Below are 21710 nucleotides of genomic sequence, written 5' to 3'. Positions count from 1 at the left end.
GGCACCTCGCGCTTCCTGGCGACCCGACTTCCCCCGGTCTCATTCCGCGCCCACCTTCCGCGAGAGAGAGCGGGACGTACCTGGTACCACAACGGGAGGGCCCGCCGGATGCCCCGGGAGGCGGCGACGTGGAACTGGAATCGGAGCGTCTGGAGCGCAGACAACTGGAATCGCTATCGACGGCGGAGCTCATCCGCCATGCCATCGAGGAAGCCCGGCTGCTGGCGCGCGCCGAGGTGCTGCACGCCAAGAAGGAACTGCGCGAGGAGATGAAGGCGGCGCGCATCTCGGGCATCCTCCTGGGGGCTGGGGCCGTGCTGGGGCTGGTGAGTCTGGCGGCCCTCCTCGTGACGGTGGGCCTGGCGCTGCCGCTGTCGGAGTGGCTCGGCGTGCTCCTGGTGGGGGCCTTCCTGCTGCTGCTATCGGGGGGGCTGGCCTTCGCGGGCTACAAGCGGCTGCCCAAGAAGCCCCTGCCCCACACCCAGGAACGATTGAAGACGGACATCGCCCGCACCCGGGAGACACTGCGATGAGCGAGCAGGAGAAGAAGGGGGGCGGACGCATCACCGCCGGCATGGACGACCGGGAGCAGGTGGAGAAGACGGCGGACCGTCTGCGCGACGAGCTGCTCCTCACCCTCGAGGAGCTGGACCGGCGCCGCGAGCGCGCCATGGACGTGCGCTACCAGGTCCGTCAGGCGCTCGGCAAGAACCGCGACGTGTTGATGAAGGCGGGCGGCGTCGCGCTGGGGCTGGTCGTCATGGGCATTGCCGTCGCCGGGTGGAGGCACCGCCATTACGAGGAATTGTTGTGGAAGCATCGCCGGGAGGCCCTGCGGCGCGCCTGGGAGCATCCGGAGCGGGTTGCCTCCCGCGCCAGTGAGGGCCCCATCGGCATCGAGCTCGGCCGGAAGCTCGTGCTCATCTTCGCCAGCACGCTGGCCTGGGCCATGGCCAGGAGGGCCGTGCAGTCGCTGGTTCCTGCCTCCGAGCAAGGCCCGGAGCCGCAGGGCAGGAAACGTCTCGGGCTGCGTATCAACCAGTCCCCTGCACACGCGTAGTGCCCTGGGCTCGAGACGTGGAACGCGGCACCCTCCTGTGACGGGAGGGCGCCGCGTTCAGTCTTGGTAGGTCCATTAGAATTGGTGATTGCGTAGAATTCGAGCATAAATCAGATTCATCCATGTCATGGATCTGCTCTACGCACGCGCACAGATGGGGATGTCCCTCGCCTTCCACATCGTCTTCGCGGCGGCGGGCATCGCGCTGCCGCTGCTGATGGTGCTCAGTGACCTGAAGGCCCGGAGGACGGGAGACGCGGACTACGTGGCGCTGAGCCGCAAGCTGGCGAAGGGGACGGCCATCCTCTTCGCGGTGGGCGCGGTGAGCGGCACGGTGCTGTCCTTCGAGCTGGGGCTGCTGTGGCCCGAGTTCATGGGGACCTACGGGGAAGTGATAGGGCTGCCCTTCTCACTGGAGGGGACGGCCTTCTTCACCGAGGCGGTGTTCCTCGGCATCTACCTGTACGGTCGGGAGCGGATCCCCTCGGGGCTGCACCTCTTCTCGGGGGTGATGGTGGCGTTGAGCGGCGCGGCGAGCGCCTTCTTCGTCACGCTGGTCAATGCCTTCATGAACCACCCCGCGGGCTTCACGCCCACGCCGGGCGGGCCGGTGAACGTGGATCCGGTGGCGGCGATGTTCAGCCCGGGCTGGCAGTACCAGGTGGTGCACACACTGCTCGCCTGCTACCAGTCGAGCGCCTTCGTCATGGCGGGCATCCATGCCTTCGTGCTGCTGCGCCACCCGGGGGCGACGTTCCACCGCAAGGCGCTCTCCATCGCGCTGCCGATGGCGTGCATCACCGCGCTGCTGCAACCGCTCGCGGGACACCAGCAGGCGGAACACATCGCCCGGGAGCAGCCGGCGAAGCTGGCGGCGGCCGAGGGCCTCTTCGAGACCCAGCGTGGCGCGCCGCTCACCGTGGGCGGGCTTCCGGACGAGGAGTCGCGCACCACGCGCTACGGACTGGAGATACCCAGGGGGCTGTCCCTGCTGGCCTTCGCCGACCCGAACGCCGAGGTGAGGGGGCTGGACCAGTTCCCTCGTGACGAGTGGCCCCCGGTGCTCAAGGTGCACCTGGCCTTCCAGCTCATGGTGGGCACGGGAAGCCTGATGGCGCTGCTCGCGGTGGTGACGCTCTTCCTGCGCTGGCGGCACAAGGCGTGGCCCGAGGGACGGCGCATGCTGTGGGGCTGGCTGCTGTGTGGGCCGCTCGGCGTGGTGGCGATGGAGGCGGGGTGGCTCGTCACCGAGTGGGGTCGCCAGCCGTGGATCATCCGCGGGGTGATGCGCACGGCGGACGCGGTGACGCCGGTGCCGAACCTGGCGGTGCCCTTCTGGACGTTCACGCTCGCCTACCTCTTCCTGGGCGCGATGGTGGTGTTCCTCCTGGTGCGGCAGGTGGCGGGCACGCTGCCGGGCAACGAGGAGCCGCGGGAGGTGTCCCATGCCCACTGAACTGTTCCTGGGCGGCGCGCTGGTGACCGCCTTCGTCCTCTACGCGCTCTTCGGGGGCGCGGACTTCGGCGGGGGCGTGTGGGATCTGCTCGCCTCGGGGCCTCGCAAGGCGGAGCAGCGGGCGCTCATCTCCAAGGCCATTGGCCCGGTGTGGGAGGTGAACCACGTCTGGCTCATCATCGGCGTCGTCATCCTCTTCTCGGCCTTCCCCCGGGCCTTCGCGGTGCTGTCGGTGGCGCTGCACGTGCCGCTGACGCTGCTGCTGCTGGGCATCGTCTTCCGGGGTACGGCCTTCACCTTCCGCGCCTACGACGCGCGCGGCGACAGGGTGCAGCGCCGCTGGGGGGTCGTCTTCAGCGTGGCGAGCGTGCTGTCCCCGGCGCTGCTGGGCATGTGCGTGGGCGCCGTGGTGAGCGGGGACATCCGCGTGCGGGGGACCGTGGTGGAGAGCGGCTTCTTCGCCGGGTGGCTGTCCCCCTTCGCGCTGGCGGTGGGGCTGCTCGCCCTGTGCCTCTTCGCCTTCCTGGCGGCGGTGTACCTGCTCGCCGAGACGCGCGAGCCCGCGCTCCAGGAGGACTTCCGCGAGCGGGCGCTCGGGGCGGGCGTGGCGGTGTTCCTGGCGGCCTTCGGCGTGCTGGCGCTCGCGCGCGAGGGGGCGCCCCGGGTGTGGGCCGGGCTGACGGACTCGCCCTTCGCGTTGACGTTGCACGCGGCGACGGCCGTGGCGGCGGTGGCGGCCTTCGGGCTGCTGCTCACCCGGCGCTTCTGGTTGGCGCGCATGGCGGCGGCGGCGCAGGTGGGCCTCATCGTGGTGGGGTGGGCTGTCTCCCAGTACCCCTACCTGGTGGTGCCGGACCTCACCCTCCAGCGGACGGCGGCGCCCGAGTCCACGCTGCGGGCCCTGCTGGTGGCGCTCGCGGTGGGCGCGGCCCTCATCTTCCCCTCGCTGCTGTTCCTGCTGCGTGTGTTCCAGTCCTCACCTCGAGGCGCCTCCCGGTAGTCGCGCGCCAGGGGCTCGGAGCGCCGTGCTAGGAGTCGGGCCATGCACAGCGCTCCTGGCGAACGCGCCGCCGTGACGATTGGCTCGTTGCTGCGGCTGGCGTGGCCCATCATCGTCTCGCGCTCCACGCAGGTGGTGGTGGGGCTCGCGGATGCCATCATGGTGGCCCACCTCGGCGAGTCCGCCCTGGCCTCCGCCACCACGGGCGCGATGAACTCCAACCTGGTGTTCATCCTCCCCATGGGGACGGTGTTCATCGTCTCCAGCTTCGCCTCCCAGTCCTTTGGCGCCGGGGACCTGGGCGGAGCCCGGCGCTACGCCTTCTATGGGCTCGCCATCGCCGGGTTGGCCCAGGTGCTGTGCGTGGCCCTGCTGCCCGTGCTGCCCTCGGGGCTCTCCCTGTTCGAATACACCCCCGAGGTGCGCGACGGCGTGGGCGCGTACCTCCAGGTCCGCCTGCTGTCGGGCGGGCTCGTCGTGGGCTTCGAGGCGCTCGCCAACTACTACGCGGGCCTGGGCAATACCCGGTTGCCCATGGTGGCCAGCATCGCCGCCATGGTGCTCAACATCCTGGGCAACGGGTTGCTCATCGACGGCCACCTCGGGCTGCCCGCGCTCGGCGTTGTCGGCGCCGCGTGGGCGAGTGTCATCTCCACGGGCCTCTCCTTCGCCGGGCTGCTCGTGTTCTTCCTCGTCCAGGGGGGAGGCGCGCGGTGGCCACGCCTGCACGGGCGCGAGTTCCTGCGGACGCTGCGCTTCGGCCTCCCCTCGGGCCTCAACTGGTTCTTCGAGTTCCTGGCCTACAGCTTCTTCGTCAACGTGGTGGTGGCGGGGCTGGGCACCACCGTGCTGGCGGCACTGATGGCCGTCATGCAGCTCAACTCCATGGCCTTCATGCCGGCCTTCGCCATCGGGAGCGCGGGCGCCATCGTGGTGGGCCAGGCCATCGGCGCGAGCGCCCGGGACGAGGTGCCGCGCGCCGTGCGGCTCACCTTCATTCTCACGGGCTGCTGGCAGGGGCTGGTGGGGCTCGTCTTCCTGCTGGCGCCCCGGTGGGTCTTCGCGCCCTTCGCGGGTGGCGCGTCGGAGGGGGAGTTGCTCGACATGGGCGCGCGGATGCTCCGGCTGTCCGTGGCCTGGCAGCTCTTCGATGCGATGGTCACCACCCTCGCCGAGGCGCTGCGCGCCGCCGGAGACACCGCCTTCACCCTGTGGATGCGGATGGCCATCGCCTGGTTCCTCTTCGTGCCGGGGGCCTGGGTGAGCGTCCGGGTGCTCGGGGCGGGGGCGGTCGCCGCCATGCTCTGGCTGACTGTCTATATTGGCGGACTGGCGCTCGCCCTCTACCTGCGCTTCCGAGGGGGCGCCTGGCGGCGGTTCAACCTGTTGGAGCAGGATTTTCCACCAGGGGTGCGGCCGAAAGTGCCGCCAGACCCATCCAGTAGGGACACCAAATGAGGTAGCTTTCCGGGTTCTCAGGCACAAGGGGGCGTCTTTCTCGTGACGAACGCCCATCTCCCGACCCGAAGGAGCCCGAGCACATGGCGAGTCCCAAGTTCGAGACGCTGGTCGACATCTTTCTGCAGAGCACGGCCCACTACGGCCCCCGCAACCTCTTCGGCGAGAAGAAGAACGGTCAGTGGACGTGGATGACGTACGCCCGCTTCGGGCAGATGGTGGATGACCTGCGCGGTGGGCTGGCCCAGCTCGGTGTGATGCCGGGAGACCGGGTGGCGGTCATCTCCAACAACCGGCACGAGTGGGCGGTGGGCGCCTATGCCTGCGCCACGCTGGGGGCCGCGTACGTCCCCATGTACGAGCAGCAGCTGGACAAGGAGTGGAAGTACATCCTCAACGACTGTGGCGCCAAGGTGGTGTTCGCCGCCACCGACGCCATCGCCGCCAAGCTCAATACGCTCCGGCCGGAGCTGCCCAAGCTGGAGCAGATCATCCGCTACACCGGCACCGAGCACGAGACGGACAGCTTCGCCTGCCTGCTGCGCCGCGGCGCCGAGACGCCCATCCCCGTCACCACGCCCAAGGGCTCGGACCTCTGTAGCCTCATCTACACCTCGGGCACCACGGGCAATCCCAAGGGCGTGATGCTCAGCCACTCCAACATCGCGCGCAACGTGGCGGCCATTCACGAGATCTTCCCCATGACGGAGGACGACTGTTCGCTGGCGTTCCTCCCCTGGGCGCACGTCTTCGGGCAGACGGTGGAGCTGCACGCCCTGTTCTCCATGGGCGCCTCCATGGGCATCGCCGAGGCGGTGGACAAGATCATCGACAACCTGAGCGAGGTGCGGCCCACGCTGCTCTTCTCGGTGCCGCGCATCTTCAACCGCATCTACGACGGGCTGCAGAAGCGCATGGCCGCGGAGTCGCCCGTCAAGCGCCTGCTCTTCGCGCGCGGACTTGAAGTGGCGAAGCAGCGCCGGGAACTTTCGGAGAAGAAGCAGAGCAGCGTCCTGGTGGACCTCCAGCACGCCTTCTTCGACAAGGTCGTCTTCTCCAAGGTCCGCGCGCGCTTCGGCGGCCGGATGAAATACGCCTTCAGCGGCGGCGCGGCCATCGCCCGCGAGGTGGCGGAGTTCATCGACAACCTCGGCATCACCGTCTACGAGGGCTACGGCCTCACCGAGACGTCCCCCATCGCCACCGCCAACTTCCCCCACAACCGGAAGATCGGCTCGGTGGGCAAGCCCCTGCCCGGCACGCGCGTGGAGATCGACCGCAGCGAGACCGGCGACCCCAAGCAGGGGGAGATCGTGGTCCACGGCCACAACGTGATGCTGGGCTACTACAACATGCCCGAGGAGAACGCGAAGGCCTTCACCGGCGACGGTGGCTACAAGACGGGCGACATGGGCTACCTGGATGACGACGGGTTCCTGTGGATCACCGGCCGCATCAAGGAGCAGTACAAGCTGGAGAACGGCAAGTACGTGGTGCCGGTGCCCATCGAGCAGGCGCTGCAGCTCTCGCCCTTCATCACCAACGTGATGCTGCACGGGCAGAACAAGCCCTTCAACGTGGCCGTCATCGTTCCGGACATGGAGTCGCTGAAGAAGTGGGCGACGGAGAAGGGGCTGGACACGTCCTCCATCCCCGAGCTGCTCAAGCGCCCCGAGGTGCAGCAGCTCTACCGGGAGCAGATCGCCGAGTACACCAAGAGCGCGAAGGGCTACGAGAAGCCGCAACGCTTCCTGCTCATCAGCGAGGACTTCTCGGTGGCCAACGACATGCTGACGGCGTCGCTGAAGCTCAAGCGGCGCAGCGTGCTCAAGAAATACGGCGAGGCGGTGGAGGAGCTGTACCGCGAGGCCGAGAAGAGCGGCGAGACGCGCGCCGCCTGATTTCCCCTCTCCCCCTGGGAGAGGGACAGGGTGAGGGTATCCGGATCCGGAGTTGAATCCCCGGGTCCGCCGGCCCACGGACCCTGGGGTGGGAACCCGTTACCCTCACCCCGACCCTCTCCCAGGGGGAGAGGGAGGGGCCTCGGGAGGCTACTTCGCCGCGGGCGAGGCGACCTTGCCGTCCACCGGGCGGTACTTCATGCCCAGCTCATGGAAGAGGAAGGAGTAGACGTCCACCTTCTCCTCGATGCTCTGGGCCAGCGGCGTGCCCATGCCGTGGCCCATGTTGTTGGTGCGCAGCAGCACCGGGCGCTTGGAGGCCGTGGCCTCCTGCAGCCGGGCCACCATCTTGCGCGAGTGGAAGGGGTCCACGCGTGGATCGTTCTCGCCCGAGGTGAAGAGCACCGAGGGGTACTTCACCCCCTTCTTCACCTGGTGGTAGGGCGAATAGGCATACAGCGCCTTGAACTGCTCGGGGTCCTTCACCGTGCCGTACTCGGTGGTGTTGAACTGGCCGTTGGGCGTGAGCTCCACGCGGAGCATGTCGTAGAGGCCCACGTACGCGAGCACGGTGCGGTACATCTCCGGGTGCTGGGTGAGCGCCGCGCCCATCAGCAGGCCGCCGTTGCTGCCGCCCTGGATGGCCAGGCGCGCGGGCTTCGTCCACTTCTTGTCCACCAGCAGCTTCGCGCAGGCGTGGAAGTCATCGAAGACGTTCTGCTTCTTCGTGAGCGAGCCATTGGCGTGCCACTCCTCGCCGAACTCGGAGCCGCCGCGCAGGTTGGCGACGGCCACCACGCCGCCCTGCTCGATGAAGGCGAAGTTGAGCACGTTGAGGCCGGGGCTGAGGGAGATGTTGAAGCCGCCGTAGCCGGTGAGCAGCGTGGGGTTGTTGCCGTTGAGCTTCGTGCCGCGCGCGTGGAGGATGTTGAGTGGCACCTGGGTGCCGTCCTTGGACGTGCACATGACGCGGTCCACCACCACGTTGCGGGTGTCCACCGGCGAGGTCCGGCCCAGGCCCGTCTTCGTCATCGCGCCGTCCTTCGCCGCGTAGCGGTACACGGTGGGCGGCTCGGTGTAGCTGACGTTGGTCATGAGGATGTCGTCACCGCCCAGGGGCACCGCGCCGCCCACGCTGGAGACGGGCGGGGTGGGCACCACGCCGAGCTCCTTGCCATCCAGGCCCACCATGCGCATCCGCGAGGGGCCACCGAGCTGCTCCACCACGTAGAGGCGCGTGGCGGTGGGGCGGAAGCCCGCGATGGAGGCCTCGCCCTCGGGGATGAGGACGGTGGCCTTGTCGAGCGACGGCGTGGCGAGCGGAATCCGCAGCACCTTGCCGCGCGGCGCGTCCTTGCGCGACAGCGCGTAGAGCGCGCCGTCCTTGCCGAACTCCGCGTGGATGAGCTTGTCCTCGAACTTCGACAGCTGCGTCCAGGTGCCCTTGGGCCCGCGCAGGTAGAGCGCGTACTCGCCGCCGTCGCCGTTGCCCAGGGTGGCCAGCACGAAGGCGCCATCCCCGGACGTGGCGAGCTTGAAGTTGGCGATGCGCGGGGCGTCCTTGCCCAGCTCGTAGGTGTCCTTGTCCGTCGGCGTGCCGAGCTTGTGGAAGTACACCTGCTGGTAGAAGTCGCGGTCCGCCGCCGGGCGCTCCTCGCCGCGCGGATAGCGCGTGTAGAAGAAGCCCGAGCCGTCCGCGTTCCACGTCAGGTCGCCTCCCGCGGTGCCGCCGTTCACCCGGGGCACCACCTCGCCGGGCAGGGGCTTGCCGGTGGCCACGTCGTAGACGGTGACGTCACCGCTCTCCGTGCCGTCCTTCGACAGCGACACCGCCACCTTCTTGCCGTCCAGCGAGGGGACGAAGAAGTCGATGGTGGTGTGGCCGCTCGGGTCGAGCTCCATCGGGTCCACCAGCACGCGCGCCGTGGAGGGGTCCTCGGGCGAGCTCAGCACCACCAGCATGGACTGCTGCTTGGGCGGCTGGAACTTCATGGAGAACAAGACGCCGCCCCGTTGAATCAGCGCGAAGTGGGCCGGCGACTTGTGGGTCATCAGCGTGGTGAGGCGGGCGCGGATGGCGTCACGCGAGGGCAGCTTGTCGAGCACCGCGCGCATGTGCGCGGTCTGCCCCTCCACCCACTTGCGGACCTCGGGGTCGTCGCTCTTCTCGAGCCACTGGTAGGGGTCCTCGACCTTCGTGCCGTGGTAGGTGTCCACCACGGCCTTCTTCGCGGCGACGGGCGGCGGGGGCACGGCGCTCCTGGCGCCAGCGGCCAGCGACGTCATGGGCAGCATCAGCGATAGCGCGGCGATCGCCGGCTTCATGCGTTGTTGCACGGAGTCCCTCGTGGGTCGGGTTGAGGCCCCGTAGCCTGCCACGAGCCGCCGCCGTCCGCTCGTCACGGCGCGTCAGTGTGTGATTCCCGGGCCGGAGGGCAGGCCCGGACAGGGCTCATGCCCCGCCGCGCAGGTGGGCGGCCAGCTTCGCCAGCTCGGCGTGGTCGGCCGGCGTGCCACCGAAGGACGGCATCTCCGCCATGGAATTCGTGGGGATGAGGTGCACGTGCGCGTGCGGCACCTCGTAGCCGAGCACCACCTCCACCACGCGCTGGCACCCGGTGCGCTCCTTGAGCAGCCGGGCCACCGTGCGCACCGCCTGCATCAGCGCCCCATAGGCCTCGGGGTCCATGTCGAAGAGGTAGTCCACCGCCACCTTGGGAATGACGAGCGTGTGCCCCGGCCTCAGCGGACGGATGTCCAGGAAGGCCAGGTGCCGGTCGTCCTCCCAGACCTTGTGGCAGGGAATCTCGCCTCGGACGATCTTCATGAAGAGGGTGTCTGCGGCCACGGTGCTGCCTCCGTTGAAGGAAGAGGCGGCAGGATAGCGGCCTCGGCAGGGGAGGGCGCCGGGCACGTTGCGCGAAGGACGGCTCGGCGACACTCAGGCCCGGCGCGAGGGCCGGGCCGTCTTCTTCGCGGCGGGTTTCTTCGCCTTCACCGGAGCGGGCTTCTTCGTCGCGGTGGACTTCTTCCTGGCGGGCTTCTTCTGCGCGACCCGCAGGGCGGCGTCCACGGCGCGACGGGCCCAGGGCAGCAGCGCGTGGGCGTCGTCACTCGCGTCCGAGGGCGGGGTCCAGTACGACATGGCGACGGGCTTGCGGCCCGTGCCCGGGTCATAGATGAAAGGCTCGCCCCCCGCGGACTCGAAGGCGGGGCGCGTGATGTCGTCCGTCTTCAGGTAGAGCCGTTCCTGGATGATCAGTCCGAACATCCTCCCGGCGTGGTACAGGCCCCACCCACCGAACATGGAGCGCGCCTGCACGAGGCCGAGCGGCTCCAGCAACTCCAGCGTGTACTCGACATAGCTGTCCATGCGCGCCATGCGGTGGCCTCCCGTTCACCCCATCATGGGGCCGGTACCGCGGCGGTGGCCATGCTCTTGTTCACCTCTTCGGGCGGGCCCATCGCCGCGGCCTCGAATCGGACTGCGGCTCCCTCCCGTGTTCCGGTCGCCAGCACGAGCGTCCTGCCCAGCCAGGAGAGCCGCCCCTCCGGCGCCTCGAACCACAGGACCGAGCAGAAGTAATACGCGTGCGCGGGGACCTGCTCTCCACGGGCGAGCGCGGCCATCACCTCGGGTGGACCGTGGCGGTAGCCCTGGTTCCGCACCGACAGGAGGCCCCCCTCCAGGAGGCGTACGACGAAGCGGGCGTCGAGCTCGACCACCCCATCGCCCCGGATGTGCTGCCAGTCGGAGCCACCCCAGTTGTTGGAGAAGCTCGCGCCGCGCGAGTAGGGGGAGCGGGGGCTCTACCCAACGGCCGCTCGCCTGCTTCACTCACTGGAGTGCGCCCACTCCAACCAGACAAAAGAGCCCAAAGTATTCCCAGACGCCTGCTTGCCTGCTTTGCGAGAGCAGCGGGCGAGCAGCAAGGCGGAAATGAGTTTGGAATAGTGCATGGGCTTCCTTTCGTTTTCGCGCGGCCCACTCATGATCCTGCCCACGCTCTTCCTGCTTGCTTCCGCTCCGGCGGTTCCCCCTGCTCGCAACACCGTGGTCCCCGAAATGGGTGTCCCCTTTGGCTGCGGCCGTGTGTTCCAGGTCAGCCAGGGGCACGACACGGGTAGCCACCTGCAGAACGATACGTATGCGTGGGATTTCCGCATGCCCGTCGGCACGCCCGTGGTCGCCGCCGAGGATGGGGTGGTCCGCCTGGCGCGAGGTGACAGCAATCAGGGGGCCTGTGATCCAAAGATGGCGCCGTACGCCAACTACGTCGTCGTCGCGCACTCGGGCGGCGTCGAGACCCAGTATCTCCACTTCAGCGCCGTCGTGGTGAAGCCCGGCGATCAGGTGCGCAAGGGACAGCTCATCGGCTACTCGGGCAACACCGGATGGTCCTGCGGCCCCCACCTGCACTTCAAGGTGGCTCGCTCGGCCGGTTCTGGGTGGAACAACCCGTCCGTTCCCGCCCTCATCGCCGGCTACGGCGATCCGGTGCGCGATACCCTCATCGCGGCACCCTCGTGCGGCAAGAACCAGGACATGCCCGTGATGGCCGCCAACGATCCGCGTGGCAACGAGTCGCTCGCGCCCGCCGGCGCCCCTCCGCGCGAGGGTGAACAGGCCGCTGGTGGTATCCCGCCCGGCGCCAAGTCCATCATGGATCAGGTCTCGCGGACGGCCTCCCAGTCCTCCCGGAAGCACGTGGAGCTGCCCGAGGCCCAGGCCTCGGACGGCGCGGGCGGTTCCCGCTAATCCCTCTCATCGACCGGGATTGATACTCCCTCTCCCCTCGGGAGAGGGGACATCCACGGTGAGACTCAGCAGCGAGCGGGCGGCCTCGCGTCCGGGACGGAAGCTGTCCTGGACCGAGTCTCCCAGCCGGCCCCCCAGTGCTCCCAGGAGCGTGGTGAATCTCCCCAGGCCCGCGCGGCGCACGGCGCGGGTCGTCCCCGCCAGGCTCGCCGAGGCCAGCAGCGCCCCGCCTCCCGCCAGCACCGCGAAGAGCGCCCCCGCGTTGATGAAGTACTCCACGCCCAGCAGCGGACCCTCGATGTACGCGCGCACCACGCGGTAGCCCACGTGTCCCAGCAGTGCCAGCAGGGGCAGGTTGATGAGCGGCAACAGCAGCCACCGCGCCGTGCGCCACCAGCGGGCCACCGTCTCCGCCACCGCCGTGGTGACCGTGTAGCGCCAGGCGCTCGCGCGCGCGGACTTCAACTCCACCAGCAGCGTCTCCACGTCCGGCAGTCCCAGTGTCTCCGGTGACAGCCCGCTCGCGTGCGCCAGGCTCCGCGCCTCCGCCAACGCGGCGCGCGCCGCCCCCTCCACGGAGAGGTCGTCCTCGAAGGGCTCCACCACCGCCGTCTCCGCCGCTCGGGCGCGCGTCTTGTCCCGCACCGCGTCCAGCACCGTGGAGGTCGCCGCCACCGCCAGCCCCACCGGCAGGCTGCGCCGCGCCAGCAGCGTCGCCGCGCCCAGGCCTCCGGCTCCCACGTACGAGAGCCGCATGCCCCACGCCGCCGGGCCCCAGAAGCGCCCCGCCGCCTGACTCCGCACCTCCGAGGCCAGGTGGCCCTGCGCCAGCGCCAGCCGCGAGTCGAAGTCCGTCCTCAGCCCCTCGGCGGCGCGCCCGAGCCCCGACTCCAGCGCGGCCTTCGCCCGCGCCAGCGTGTCCTCCGTCTCCTTCAGCGCGCCCTCCACCCGCGAGGTGATTTCCTCCAGCACGCCCTGGGCGTTGCCGCGCCGCACCCGCTCGGCCACCGCCTGCGTGGCCAGGGACTTGAGGTGGAAGAGGAACGCGCCGAACTCGCCCGAGGGATCCTGCCCCGCCTTCGCGGCCCGGCCGCTGATGGAGAAGACGGGCACGGACTCCGCTGGCAGCCCGTACTGCTCCATGGCCAGCCGGCGCGCCTGCGTCTTGAGGGCCTCGCGCGAGTCGGCGGACAGCTCGTCCGCGAAGTTGATGAGGAACACGAGCGCGCGGCGCCGGGCGAAGCCGGCGAGGAACTCGGCCTGGGTGGCCTCGGCCACGCTCCCGCGGTGCATCACCACCAGCGCCACGTCCGCGCGCTCCAGGGCCGCGCGCGCCACCTCCCGGTGCACGGTGGCCACGCTGTTGAGGTCCGGCGTGTCGATGAACACCTGGCCGCTCCACAGCCCTCGCGGGTCCGGCGTGTAGCGCACCGTCCTCGCGCCCACCTGGGCCAGGTCCTCGAGGCTGGCGCCCTCGGGGGCGAACACGGTGGCGGCCGTGCTGGTGGGCCGGTCCTCCCCCTCGCGCGCGAGGGGCTGTCCGGCCAGCGCGTTGAGCAGGGTGGACTTGCCCGCGCCGGTGGCACCCACCAGGGCCACGGTGAGGGGCGCGTCCTTGCGCTCCAGGCCGCGCGCGTAGTCGTGGCGCAGCCGCTCGAGGCGGGCGGCGTGGGGCTTCAGGGCCGGAAGGGTCAACGCGGTGGAGAGGAGGGGCTCGAGTCTTTCAGGGGCGGGCAGGGTGTCCACGGGCCCCAGCCTCGCCAAGGAGCACGCCTCTGCCCAGCGCGGAGTTCGCGCGAGCGCCGTCTTTCCAACCCTCGCCCCGCCTCCCCTCGGACGAGGGCCTCCCCGCGCCGGCTTCATGTTAGAGGCGGGGGAGGATGCAATTCCAAGAACCCACGGCGACGGCGTTCCTCCTGACCGTGTTCGGCCTCCTGATGGGCGTGAGCGCGCTCTTCAGCCGTGCCGCCGGACGGTTCGGGGTGCCCGTGGCGCTGGTCTTCATCCTGCTCGGCGTGCTGGGCGGCTCCGAGGGCCTGGGGGGCATCGCCTTCGAGGACTACGGCTTCACCTTCCGGCTGGGCACCGTGGCGCTGGTGCTCATCCTCTTCGACGGTGGCCTCAACACCCCGCTGGCCTCGGTGCGGGAGGGCTTGCGGCCCGCGGCGGTGCTCGCCACGGTGGGCGTCATCGGCACGGCGGCCTTCATGGGGCTCGCCGCCCACCTCTTCGGCTTCGAGTGGAAGTACGCGCTCCTGCTGGGGGCCATCGTGTCCTCCACGGACGCGGCGGCCGTCTTCTCGGTGCTGCGCGGCAGCGGCCTGCTCCTCAAGCGCCGGGTGGGCGTGACGCTGGAGCTGGAGTCGGGACTCAACGATCCAATGGCCGTCATCCTCACCATGGCGCTCACCGAGACGCTCGTGAGTGGCGAGCCCCTGGGCTGGGGCATCCTGCTGGGCGCCGTCGTGCAGATGGCGGTGGGCGCGGCCCTGGGCCTGGGCTTCGGGTACGCGGGACGGCTCCTGCTCAAGCGCGTGCGCCTGCAGGCCGGTGGCCTCTACCCCGTGCTCACGCTGTCGCTGGCCTTCCTGGCCTTCGGGCTGCCCACGCTCTTCTACGGCAGCGGCTTCCTCGCCGTGTACGTGGCCGCCATGCTGCTGGGCAACGAGGCCATCCGCTACCGCAGCGGCCTGCTGCGCGTGCACGACGCCATCGCCTGGCTGTCGCAGGTGGGCATGTTCCTCATGCTCGGGCTGCTCGTCTTCCCCTCGCAGCTCGTCGGGGTGACGTGGACGGGGCTGGGACTGGGGCTCGTGCTGGCCTTCATCGCCCGGCCGCTGGTGGTGGTGCTCTGCCTGCTGCCCTTCCGCTTTCCCTGGCGTCAGGCCCTCTACGTGGGATGGGTGGGCCTGCGAGGCGCGGTGCCCATCATCCTGGCCACCTTCCCCGTGCTGGCCCAGGCCCCCGGTGCCCTCTCCATCTTCAACGTGGTGTTCTTCATCGTGGTGGTGAACGCGCTCGTCCCCGGCGCCACGGTGGGGTGGGTGACGCGCCGGCTGGGGCTCGTCTCCCAGGCTCCGCCTCCGCCCACGGCCGCCATGGAGCTGACGTCCACCCACCTGCTCAACGGCGAGGTGGTGCCCTTCTACATCGACCCGGCCTCGGCCGTGGCGGGGGCCACCATCGCGGACCTCCCCCTGCCCGAGTCCGCCGTGGTGACGCTCATCGTCCGTGACAACGAGCTGGTGCCGCCCAAGGGGCGCTCGACGCTGCTCGCGGGCGACCACGTCTACGTCTTCTGCAAGGAGGAGGAGCTCCCGCTCGTCCAGCTCCTCTTCGGCCAGCAGATGCAGGAGTGAGGTCGCTCCACGAGGAGGAATCCCGTGGCCTGTCCGCCGGAGAGGGGGTCAGGAAGGCGACCGGACCCCGTATGGGGTACCCTCGCCCCGGTGGTTTGATTCCTCCATGTCTCCTCATCCCCGTCGAACCCCGAGACACGTCGCCGCGACCCCCGAGAGGCAGTTCCTGGAACCCGCCGGGCTGGGGGGCGACGAGGGGTTCCGACTCCTGGTCGAGTGCGTGGACGACGCCGCCCTCTTCATGCTCGGCCCCGATGGCCGCATCGCGACCTGGAACGCGGGCGCCGAGCGCATCAAGGGCTACCGCGCCGGGGACATCATCGGACGGCACCTCTCGGTGCTCTACCTCGAGGAGGACGTCGCCGCGGGCCGTCCCCAGCGGCTGCTGGCCGAGGCGGAGGCCCAGGGCAAGGTACGGGACGAGGGCTGGCGTGTGCGGCGGGACGGCTCGCGCTTCTACGCGCTCGTCACCCTCACCGCGCTGCACGGCCCGGACGGCCAGCTGCGCGGCTTCGCCAAAGTGACGCGCGATCTCACCGCCCGCCGCGAGACAGAGACCCGGCTTCGCGAGGCCTTGGATGCGCTGCGCCGCAAGGAGCCCCTGTCGTTGATGGGGACGCTGGTGGCGGGGGTGGCCCACGAGGTGCGCAACCCCCTCTTCGGCATCTCCGTCACGCTGGATGCCTTCGAGGCGCAGTACGGCCATACGCCGGGGACCGAGCGCTACGTCTCCGTGCTCAGGCGCGAGGTGTCGCGCCTCAACGAGCTCATGCGCGGGTTGCTCACCTACGGCCGGCCATCGAGCACCGAGCTGTACCCCTGCACCCTCTCCAGCGTGCTCGCGGAAGCGGTGGACGCCACCACCGCCCTCGCCAGGGAGTGGGCGGCGCGCGTGGAGGTCCAGGTGGAGCCGGATCTGCCCCGTGTGCCCATGGATCCAGGCCGGCTCGCCCAGGTGTTCCAGAATCTGATCGCCAACGCGATCCAGCACTCCCCGCGAGGCGGCACCGTCCGGCTCACCGCGCGGCGGCTCCAGGACGAGGGCGCCACCCGGGTGGAGTGCGTGGTGATGGACCAGGGCCCTGGCTTCTCCGCCGAGGACCTGGCGCGTGTCTTCGAGCCCTTCTACACCCGCCGCGAGGGGGGCGTGGGCCTGGGCCTCTCCATCGTCCAGCGCATCGTGGAGGAGCACCAGGGAACGGTGTCGGTGGGTCATGGCCCCGAGGGTGGGGCGGAGGTCCGGGTGTGTCTTCCCGTGAGGGCGTGAGTCCGGTGCGAGGCAGGGTCCTCGTCGTCGATGACGAGCCGTCGATCCGCTTCGGCATCCGCCACTTCCTCGAGGCCAAGGGCCTGGAGGTCCTGGAGGCGGAGGGCTGCGGCCAGGCGCGCACGTTGTTCCGCCGGGATAGGCCGGACGTGGTGCTGCTCGACTACCGCCTGAAGGACGGCACCGCGTTCGAGCTGCTCCCGGAGTTGCGCGCGGTGGACCCCTCCATCCCCGTGCTGGTGCTCACCGCGCACGTGTCCCTCGACCTGGCCATCCAGTCCATCAAGCTGGGCGCGGAGCACTTCCTCCCCAAGCCGGTGGAGATGCCCGCCCTGCTCCTGCTGGTGGACCGCCTGTTGGAGGCCCAGCGGACCCGCCGACTCCAGCAGGCCCGGATCGCCAGCGGTCCGGAGGAACTGGAGCCCTTCCTCGGCGAGAGCCGGGCCATCCGCCGCCTGGAGGCCACCGCGCGCTGTGTGCTGGACAGCGACAGCCCCGTGCTCATCCAGGGTGAGACGGGCAGCGGCAAGGGCGTGCTCGCCACGTGGCTGCACCTGCACGGCCCTCGCACCGGAGGCCCGCTCGTCCAACTCAACTGCGCCGGGCTGTTGCCCCAGTTCCTGGAGACGGAGCTCTTCGGCCACGAGCGCGGGGCCTTCACCGGCGCCGTCAGCCGCAAGCAGGGCCTGCTCGAGGTGGCCCACCGGGGCACCGTGTTCCTCGACGAGGTGGGCGACATGGACCTCCAGGTGCAGCCCAAGCTCCTCAAGGTGTTGGAGGAGAAGCGCTTCCGCCGGCTGGGCGAGGTGGAGGACCGCGTGGTGGACGTGCGCCTCATCGCCGCCACCCACCACGACCTGACCGAGGCCGTGCGCGCGCAGCTCTTCCGCGGGGACCTCTACTTCCGCATCAGCACCCTGCCGCTGCGCATCCCCTCCCTGCGTGAGCGGCCCGAGGACATTCCCCTCATCGCCCGCACCCTGCTCGCGGGGCTCTCACGTGAGCTGGGACGCTCCGGCCTGGAGCTCTCTTCCGCGGCCGAGGCCGCCCTACGCGCCTACGCGTGGCCCGGCAACATCCGCGAGCTGCGCAACGTGCTGGAGCGCGCCGTGCTCCTCTCGTCCTCGACCACCCTGCGGCCGGCCGACCTGCACTTCAACCCCGGCATCGCCCAGGCGCTTCCTCCCCCTCCCAGCGGGCCCGCCGGGCCCTCCTCCGAGGGCTCGGAGCTGGACCTGACGCTTCGCGAGGTGGAGCGCCGCCACATCGCCCGGGTGCTCGCCGCCGAGGGGGGACACGTGGAGCGAGCGGCCAAACGTCTAGGAATTCCGCGGAGTTCCCTCTACCAGAAGCTCAAGACCCTGGGCCTCTCGTCCAGAGTCTAGAATCCAGACTCCGGACACCAGACTCAGAGCCTTGGAATCCAAGTCCTTCATTGCGATTCCGAGGAGTTGTCACCTGGTCCACAGTGGCGTGTGGATTGCTCTTGCGCGGGGCAGATGAAGCCCGAGTTGGAGAAGGTCCACGCCGTCTTCCTCACCGAGACGGAGGAGCAGCTCGTCACCCTGGAGAGGGACCTGCTGACCCTCGAGTCCTGCCCCGGTCCGGAGAGCCTGCGAGCGGCCTTCCGGACGGTGCATACCCTGAAGGGCGGAGCCGCGGTGATGGGCCTGACCGAGGCGGTGGAGCTCGCCCATACGCTCGAGGAGCTGCTCACCCGGCTGGAGGCCGGCGTGCTCGTGCTGCACTCGGGCCTGGGCACCCTGCTGCTGCAGGCGGTGGACGCGATGCGCGAGCTGGTGGGCCTGCGGCCCGTGGCCGAGCCCGACCTGCGCCTGCCCGCGAAGGATGTGCACTCGCTGCTCGCTTCCACCGTCGAGGCAGCGCGGCCCCTCGCGTCCAGCGCGGCGCGCGGTTGCGCGGAGCGGCTCGGGGCCGAGAGCCACACCGAGACCCCCCACCGTGAGCGCACCCTGCGCGTGGGGTTGGACCGGTTGGATCGGATGTTGGACCTCACGGGGGAGATCTCCATCGCGCGCGGGCGCCTCACCTCCATGCTCTCGCAGGCGCATCGCTACTCGCCTCAGCAACTGCTGGAGGCGCACCGCGAGGCGGACCGGCTCTACCTGGACCTGCAGGAGCTGGTGATGAAGGTGCGGATGGTGCCGATCGGCCGCACCTTCCAGACCTTCACGCGCACGGTGCGCGACCTGTGCCAGACCACCGGCAAGCTGGTGCGGCTGGAGATGAGCGGCGAGGACGTGGAGGTGGACACCACCGTCACCGAGCTCATCCGGGATCCGCTCACCCACCTGGTTCGCAACGCGATGGACCACGGCATGGAGCCGCCCGAGGTGCGCCAGGCGTGTGGGAAGGACCCCACCGGCACGCTCTTCATGCGCGCCTTCCACGAGGCGGGCAGCATCGTCATCCAGGTGGGCGAGGACGGGCCGGGGTTGGACCGGGAGCGCATCCTCGAGCGCGCGCGGGAGCGGGGCCTGCTGGGGCCGGACGAGGGTCGGCCGGACGCGGAGCTCTTCCAGTTCATCTTCGAGCCGGGCTTCTCCACCGCCCAGCGCGTCACCGAGCTGTCCGGCCGGGGCGTGGGCATGGACATCGTGAAGCGCAACGTGGAGATGCTGCGCGGCACCATCTCCCTGGAGACCACGCCCGGCAAGGGCACCACCTTCTTCCTGCGTCTGCCGCTCACCCTCTCCATCATCGAGGGCTTCTCCGTCGGCGTGGGTGAAGAGACGTACGTCATTCCGCTGGAGCACGTGGTCGAGTGCGTGGAGCTCCCCCAGCTCGAGCGCAACCCCGGCCGCACCGGTGTCTTCAACCTGCGGGGCGAGCCGCTTCCCTACCTGCGCCTGCGCGAACACCTCTCGCTCGGAGGCGAGCCCCCGTCCCGCGAGAGCATCGTCGTCATCGGCCAGGGCCGAGGCCGGGCGGGCATCGCCGTGGACACCCTGCTCGGTCAGGGCCAGACGGTCATCAAACCCCTGGGCAAGCCCTGTCAGGGATTGCCCGGCCTCGCTGGCTCCACCCTGATGGGTGATGGCCGCGTGGCGCTCATCCTCGATGTCCCCGTGCTTCTTCAGCAGGTCCTCAAGGCGGCCTCGTCCGCCGCCGCTGCCTGAGCCCCTCTTTCGTTCGCGACCGATTCCATGACCTGGTTCTACAACCTGAAGATTTCCTCGAAGCTGCTCCTCTCCTTCATCTTCGTGAGCTCCCTCACCCTCGTGTTGGGAGCTTTCGCCATCAACCAGATGGAGTTGATGAACAACGCGACCGATCAGGTGACCGACGACCGGATGCCGAGCCTCGTCTACGTGTCGACCGTGAACACCTACACCTCGGACTTCCTCGTCTTCGCGGTGCAGCACGTCCTCTCGACCGATCCCGAGGAGATGGCCCAGCTCGAGCGGAAGTCGCGGGAGCTGCGCGAAGCCATCGATCGCGGGCTCGACAAGTACGAGCCCCTCATCACCCGCGAGAAGGAGCGGCTCCTGTACGAGGAGTTCACCCGGCTCTGGGATGAGTTCCTGCAAGAACACGACAAGGTCGTCGTGTTCTCCCGTGCGAATCAGAAGGACGAGGCCAGGGCGGTCATCCGTGCCCGCTCGCGGCGGGCCTATGTCGCCGCCAGCGACAAGCTGGATGAACTGGTGGCCGCCATCCAGGAGTCCGCGCAGCGGGCGTCGGGACGCTCCGATTCCGCCTATGCGACCGCGCGGGAGTGGATCATCGGCACCACGGGGTTCAGCTTCCTCTTCGGCGTGGTGCTCAGTCTCTTCATCGCACGGGTCATCTCCCGGCCGCTGAACGACGCGGTGCAGGTGGCGGACCGCATCGCCGAGGGAGACCTCACCGTGCGCATCTCCTCGGATGCGCAGGACGAGACGGGCCGGTTGCTGAGCGCCCTGGAGCGCATGGTGCGCAAGCTGGCCCAGGTCATCGGCGAGGTGCGCGAGGGCTCCAGTGCGCTCGCGTCGGCGTCGGCGCAGGTGTCGGCGTCCTCGCAGAGCCTGTCACAGGGCACCAGCGAGCAGGCCAGCAGCGTGGAGGAGACGACCTCGAGTCTGGAGCAGATAACGGCCAGCATCACGCAGAACCGGGACCACGGCCGGCAGATGGAGCAGATGGCGGTACAGGGCGCGAGGGACGCGGAGGAGAGCGGCAAGGCGGTGAAGGAGACGGTGGAGGCGATGAGCTCCATCGCGCAGAAGATCTCCATCATCGAGGAGATCGCCTACCAGACGAACCTGCTGGCGCTGAACGCGGCGATCGAAGCGGCGCGAGCGGGGGAGCACGGGAAGGGCTTCGCGGTGGTGGCCACGGAGGTGCGCAAGCTGGCGGAGCGGAGCCGGACGGCGGCGAAGGAGATTTCGGGACTGGCGACGAGCAGTGTGAAGGTGGCGACGCGCTCGGGAGAGCTGCTGGGGGAGCTGGTGCCGTCCATCCGGAAGACGGCGGACCTGGTGCAGGAGGTGGTGGCGGCGTCGGTGGAGCAGGCCAGCGGAGTGGGGCAGATGAACAAGGCGATGGGCCACGTGGACCAGGTGACGCAGCGCAACGCGTCGGCCTCGGAGGAGCTGGCGTCCACGGCGGAGGAGCTGTCGGCGCAGGCGGAGGCACTCAGCCAGTTGGTGTCCTTCTTCCGGGTGGGGGATGGCGCCGAGCGTACCGAGCGCAACTGGCGTCCGACGACGCCGCGGCCCCCGGCGGGCGGCCACCCGGGTGGGCACGCCGTCTCCGTCGCGCACGGTTTGAAGGCCGCGGCCAACGGTGCCGTTCCCAATCGTGTCGGCCCCGGGGCTCCAGCCCCTCGTGCCTCCGTACCCGTCGCGCTGACGGACGAGGACCGCGAGTTCAAGCGCTTCTAGGTGACAGCCATGAGCACACAGCCCACTGCCTCGTCCACGCAGTACCTCAGTTTCATCATCGCCGGGGAGGAGTACGCGCTCGGCATCCTGCAGGTGAAGGAAATCATCGAGTACGACACGGTGACACGCATTCCCGGGGCCCCTCCGTGGGTGAGAGGGGTGTTCAACCTGAGGGGAAGCGTGGTGCCGGTGGTGGACCTGGCGGTGAAGCTGGGGATGGCGCCCTCCCACCTCACGAAGTGGAGCTGCATCGTGGTGGTGGAGGTGAGGATGGGCGGGGAGCGAATCGTGCTGGGGCTGCTATCGGACGCGATAGGCCAGGTCATCGAACTGGAGCCCGGAGACGTGATGCCGCCGCCGGCGTTCGGCACGCCGGTGCACGTGGACTACCTGCTGGGGATGGGGCGGATGGGCACGGGCAGGAAGTTCGTGCTGCTGCTGGACATCGACAAGGTGCTCAGCGACCAGGAGGTATTGGCGGCCAGCGCACTGAGTGCCCCGGTGGTTGCTTCCTCTGAGCCCGCGGCACCACCCACGGGCTCTTCCTCGTCCAGCTCCGTGTAA

The 21710-nt window shown here is 69.7% G+C and carries 18 protein-coding genes; 13 read left to right on the top strand and 5 right to left on the bottom strand.

The genetic code is table 11. The features are described from left to right. Positions 1 to 128 precede the first annotated feature (128 nt). From JQX13_RS08915 to JQX13_RS08890, 6 genes are all read left to right on the top strand, one after another. A complete protein-coding gene (locus tag JQX13_RS08915) occupies positions 129 to 533 on the top strand; it encodes a phage holin family protein (protein WP_203408619.1) in 405 nt (134 codons plus the stop codon). Continuing rightward, the gene (locus tag JQX13_RS08910) at positions 530 to 1060 is read left to right on the top strand and encodes a hypothetical protein (protein ID WP_203408618.1); all 531 of its coding nucleotides are present in this window, start codon (positions 530 to 532) and stop codon (positions 1058 to 1060) included. The genes JQX13_RS08915 and JQX13_RS08910 overlap by 4 nt, the downstream gene beginning before the upstream one ends. A gap of 127 nt (positions 1061 to 1187) precedes the next feature. Next, the gene (locus tag JQX13_RS08905) at positions 1188 to 2516 is read left to right on the top strand and encodes a cytochrome ubiquinol oxidase subunit I (protein ID WP_203408617.1); all 1329 of its coding nucleotides are present in this window, start codon (positions 1188 to 1190) and stop codon (positions 2514 to 2516) included. After that, complete coding sequence (locus tag JQX13_RS08900; RefSeq protein ID WP_203408616.1) at positions 2506 to 3516, top strand: cytochrome d ubiquinol oxidase subunit II; 1011 nt, start codon at positions 2506 to 2508, stop codon at positions 3514 to 3516. The genes JQX13_RS08905 and JQX13_RS08900 overlap by 11 nt, the downstream gene beginning before the upstream one ends. A gap of 42 nt (positions 3517 to 3558) precedes the next feature. Beyond that, positions 3559 to 4974, top strand: coding sequence for an MATE family efflux transporter (locus JQX13_RS08895; RefSeq protein ID WP_203408615.1), 1416 nt, complete (start codon positions 3559 to 3561; stop codon positions 4972 to 4974). A gap of 83 nt (positions 4975 to 5057) precedes the next feature. After that, positions 5058 to 6875, top strand: coding sequence for an AMP-dependent synthetase/ligase (locus JQX13_RS08890; protein WP_203408614.1), 1818 nt, complete (start codon positions 5058 to 5060; stop codon positions 6873 to 6875). Between the two features lie 150 nt (positions 6876 to 7025). Here JQX13_RS08890 and JQX13_RS08885 read toward each other — a convergent pair whose 3' ends face one another. From JQX13_RS08885 to JQX13_RS08870, 4 genes are all read right to left on the bottom strand, one after another. Then, positions 7026 to 9170 carry a prolyl oligopeptidase family serine peptidase gene (locus JQX13_RS08885; RefSeq protein ID WP_239015259.1) on the bottom strand — a complete coding sequence of 715 codons (2145 nt, stop codon included), beginning with the start codon at positions 9168 to 9170 and terminating at the stop codon, positions 7026 to 7028. 157 nt (positions 9171 to 9327) lie between these two features. Beyond that, positions 9328 to 9723 (bottom strand): HIT family protein, encoded by a 396-nt coding sequence (locus JQX13_RS08880; RefSeq protein WP_203408613.1) that lies wholly within the window; start codon positions 9721 to 9723, stop codon positions 9328 to 9330. A 93-nt stretch (positions 9724 to 9816) separates the two neighbouring features. After that, on the bottom strand, positions 9817 to 10257 hold the full coding sequence (locus JQX13_RS08875) for a TfoX/Sxy family protein (protein ID WP_203408612.1): 441 nt from the start codon (positions 10255 to 10257) through the stop codon (positions 9817 to 9819). Between the two features lie 23 nt (positions 10258 to 10280). Next, positions 10281 to 10601, bottom strand: a complete 321-nt coding sequence (locus JQX13_RS08870) for a DUF3237 family protein (RefSeq protein WP_203408611.1) — start codon at positions 10599 to 10601, stop codon at positions 10281 to 10283. Positions 10602 to 10866: 265 nt separating this feature from the next. On the opposite strand from JQX13_RS08870, the gene JQX13_RS08865 reads away from it, so the two are divergent. Beyond that, on the top strand, positions 10867 to 11634 hold the full coding sequence (locus tag JQX13_RS08865; protein ID WP_203408610.1) for a M23 family metallopeptidase: 768 nt from the start codon (positions 10867 to 10869) through the stop codon (positions 11632 to 11634). A gap of 6 nt (positions 11635 to 11640) precedes the next feature. On the opposite strand, the gene JQX13_RS08860 is transcribed toward JQX13_RS08865, so the two are convergent. Continuing rightward, positions 11641 to 13398, bottom strand: a complete 1758-nt coding sequence (locus JQX13_RS08860; RefSeq protein WP_430384161.1) for a GTPase — start codon at positions 13396 to 13398, stop codon at positions 11641 to 11643. Positions 13399 to 13514: 116 nt separating this feature from the next. Here JQX13_RS08860 and JQX13_RS08855 point away from each other — a divergent pair, with 116 nt between their 5' ends. The 6 genes from JQX13_RS08855 to JQX13_RS08830 all read left to right on the top strand — a co-directional run bounded on the left by JQX13_RS08855 (position 13515) and on the right by JQX13_RS08830 (position 21710). Then, positions 13515 to 14993, top strand: coding sequence for a potassium/proton antiporter (locus JQX13_RS08855; protein ID WP_203408609.1), 1479 nt, complete (start codon positions 13515 to 13517; stop codon positions 14991 to 14993). Between the two features lie 106 nt (positions 14994 to 15099). After that, a complete protein-coding gene (locus tag JQX13_RS08850; RefSeq protein ID WP_203408608.1) occupies positions 15100 to 16260 on the top strand; it encodes a two-component system sensor histidine kinase NtrB in 1161 nt (386 codons plus the stop codon). Beyond that, on the top strand, positions 16239 to 17645 hold the full coding sequence (locus tag JQX13_RS08845; RefSeq protein WP_239014625.1) for a sigma-54-dependent transcriptional regulator: 1407 nt from the start codon (positions 16239 to 16241) through the stop codon (positions 17643 to 17645). Before JQX13_RS08850 ends, JQX13_RS08845 begins: the two co-directional genes overlap by 22 nt. A gap of 114 nt (positions 17646 to 17759) precedes the next feature. Then, positions 17760 to 19400: a chemotaxis protein CheA gene (locus JQX13_RS08840; protein ID WP_203408607.1), complete on the top strand. Its 1641-nt coding sequence runs from the start codon at positions 17760 to 17762 to the stop codon at positions 19398 to 19400. A 27-nt stretch (positions 19401 to 19427) separates the two neighbouring features. Next, positions 19428 to 21146: a methyl-accepting chemotaxis protein gene (locus JQX13_RS08835; RefSeq protein ID WP_203408606.1), complete on the top strand. Its 1719-nt coding sequence runs from the start codon at positions 19428 to 19430 to the stop codon at positions 21144 to 21146. Positions 21147 to 21155: 9 nt separating this feature from the next. Beyond that, complete coding sequence (locus JQX13_RS08830; RefSeq protein WP_203408605.1) at positions 21156 to 21710, top strand: chemotaxis protein CheW; 555 nt, start codon at positions 21156 to 21158, stop codon at positions 21708 to 21710.

Source organism: Archangium violaceum (genome assembly GCF_016859125.1).
GTDB lineage: Bacteria > Myxococcota > Myxococcia > Myxococcales > Myxococcaceae > Archangium > Archangium violaceum_A.
Note: the sequence above shows the minus strand (reverse complement) of the source record. Positions and strands in the feature narration are given on the sequence as shown.

Bases quoted from the DNA above. Each gene is read 5' to 3' on its own strand.
- JQX13_RS08910 (WP_203408618.1), top strand. From the start codon at position 530: ATGAGCGAGCAGGAGAAGAAGGGGGGCGGACGCATCACCGCCGGCATG.
- JQX13_RS08905 (WP_203408617.1), top strand. From the start codon at position 1,188: ATGGATCTGCTCTACGCACGCGCACAGATGGGGATGTCCCTCGCCTTC.
- JQX13_RS08900 (WP_203408616.1), top strand. From the start codon at position 2,506: ATGCCCACTGAACTGTTCCTGGGCGGCGCGCTGGTGACCGCCTTCGTC.
- JQX13_RS08895 (WP_203408615.1), top strand. From the start codon at position 3,559: ATGCACAGCGCTCCTGGCGAACGCGCCGCCGTGACGATTGGCTCGTTG.
- JQX13_RS08890 (WP_203408614.1), top strand. From the start codon at position 5,058: ATGGCGAGTCCCAAGTTCGAGACGCTGGTCGACATCTTTCTGCAGAGC.
- JQX13_RS08885 (WP_239015259.1), bottom strand. From the start codon at position 9,170: ATGCTGCCCATGACGTCGCTGGCCGCTGGCGCCAGGAGCGCCGTGCCC.
- JQX13_RS08875 (WP_203408612.1), bottom strand. From the start codon at position 10,257: ATGGCGCGCATGGACAGCTATGTCGAGTACACGCTGGAGTTGCTGGAG.
- JQX13_RS08865 (WP_203408610.1), top strand. From the start codon at position 10,867: ATGATCCTGCCCACGCTCTTCCTGCTTGCTTCCGCTCCGGCGGTTCCC.
- JQX13_RS08855 (WP_203408609.1), top strand. From the start codon at position 13,515: ATGCAATTCCAAGAACCCACGGCGACGGCGTTCCTCCTGACCGTGTTC.
- JQX13_RS08850 (WP_203408608.1), top strand. From the start codon at position 15,100: ATGTCTCCTCATCCCCGTCGAACCCCGAGACACGTCGCCGCGACCCCC.
- JQX13_RS08840 (WP_203408607.1), top strand. From the start codon at position 17,760: ATGAAGCCCGAGTTGGAGAAGGTCCACGCCGTCTTCCTCACCGAGACG.
- JQX13_RS08835 (WP_203408606.1), top strand. From the start codon at position 19,428: ATGACCTGGTTCTACAACCTGAAGATTTCCTCGAAGCTGCTCCTCTCC.
- JQX13_RS08830 (WP_203408605.1), top strand. From the start codon at position 21,156: ATGAGCACACAGCCCACTGCCTCGTCCACGCAGTACCTCAGTTTCATC.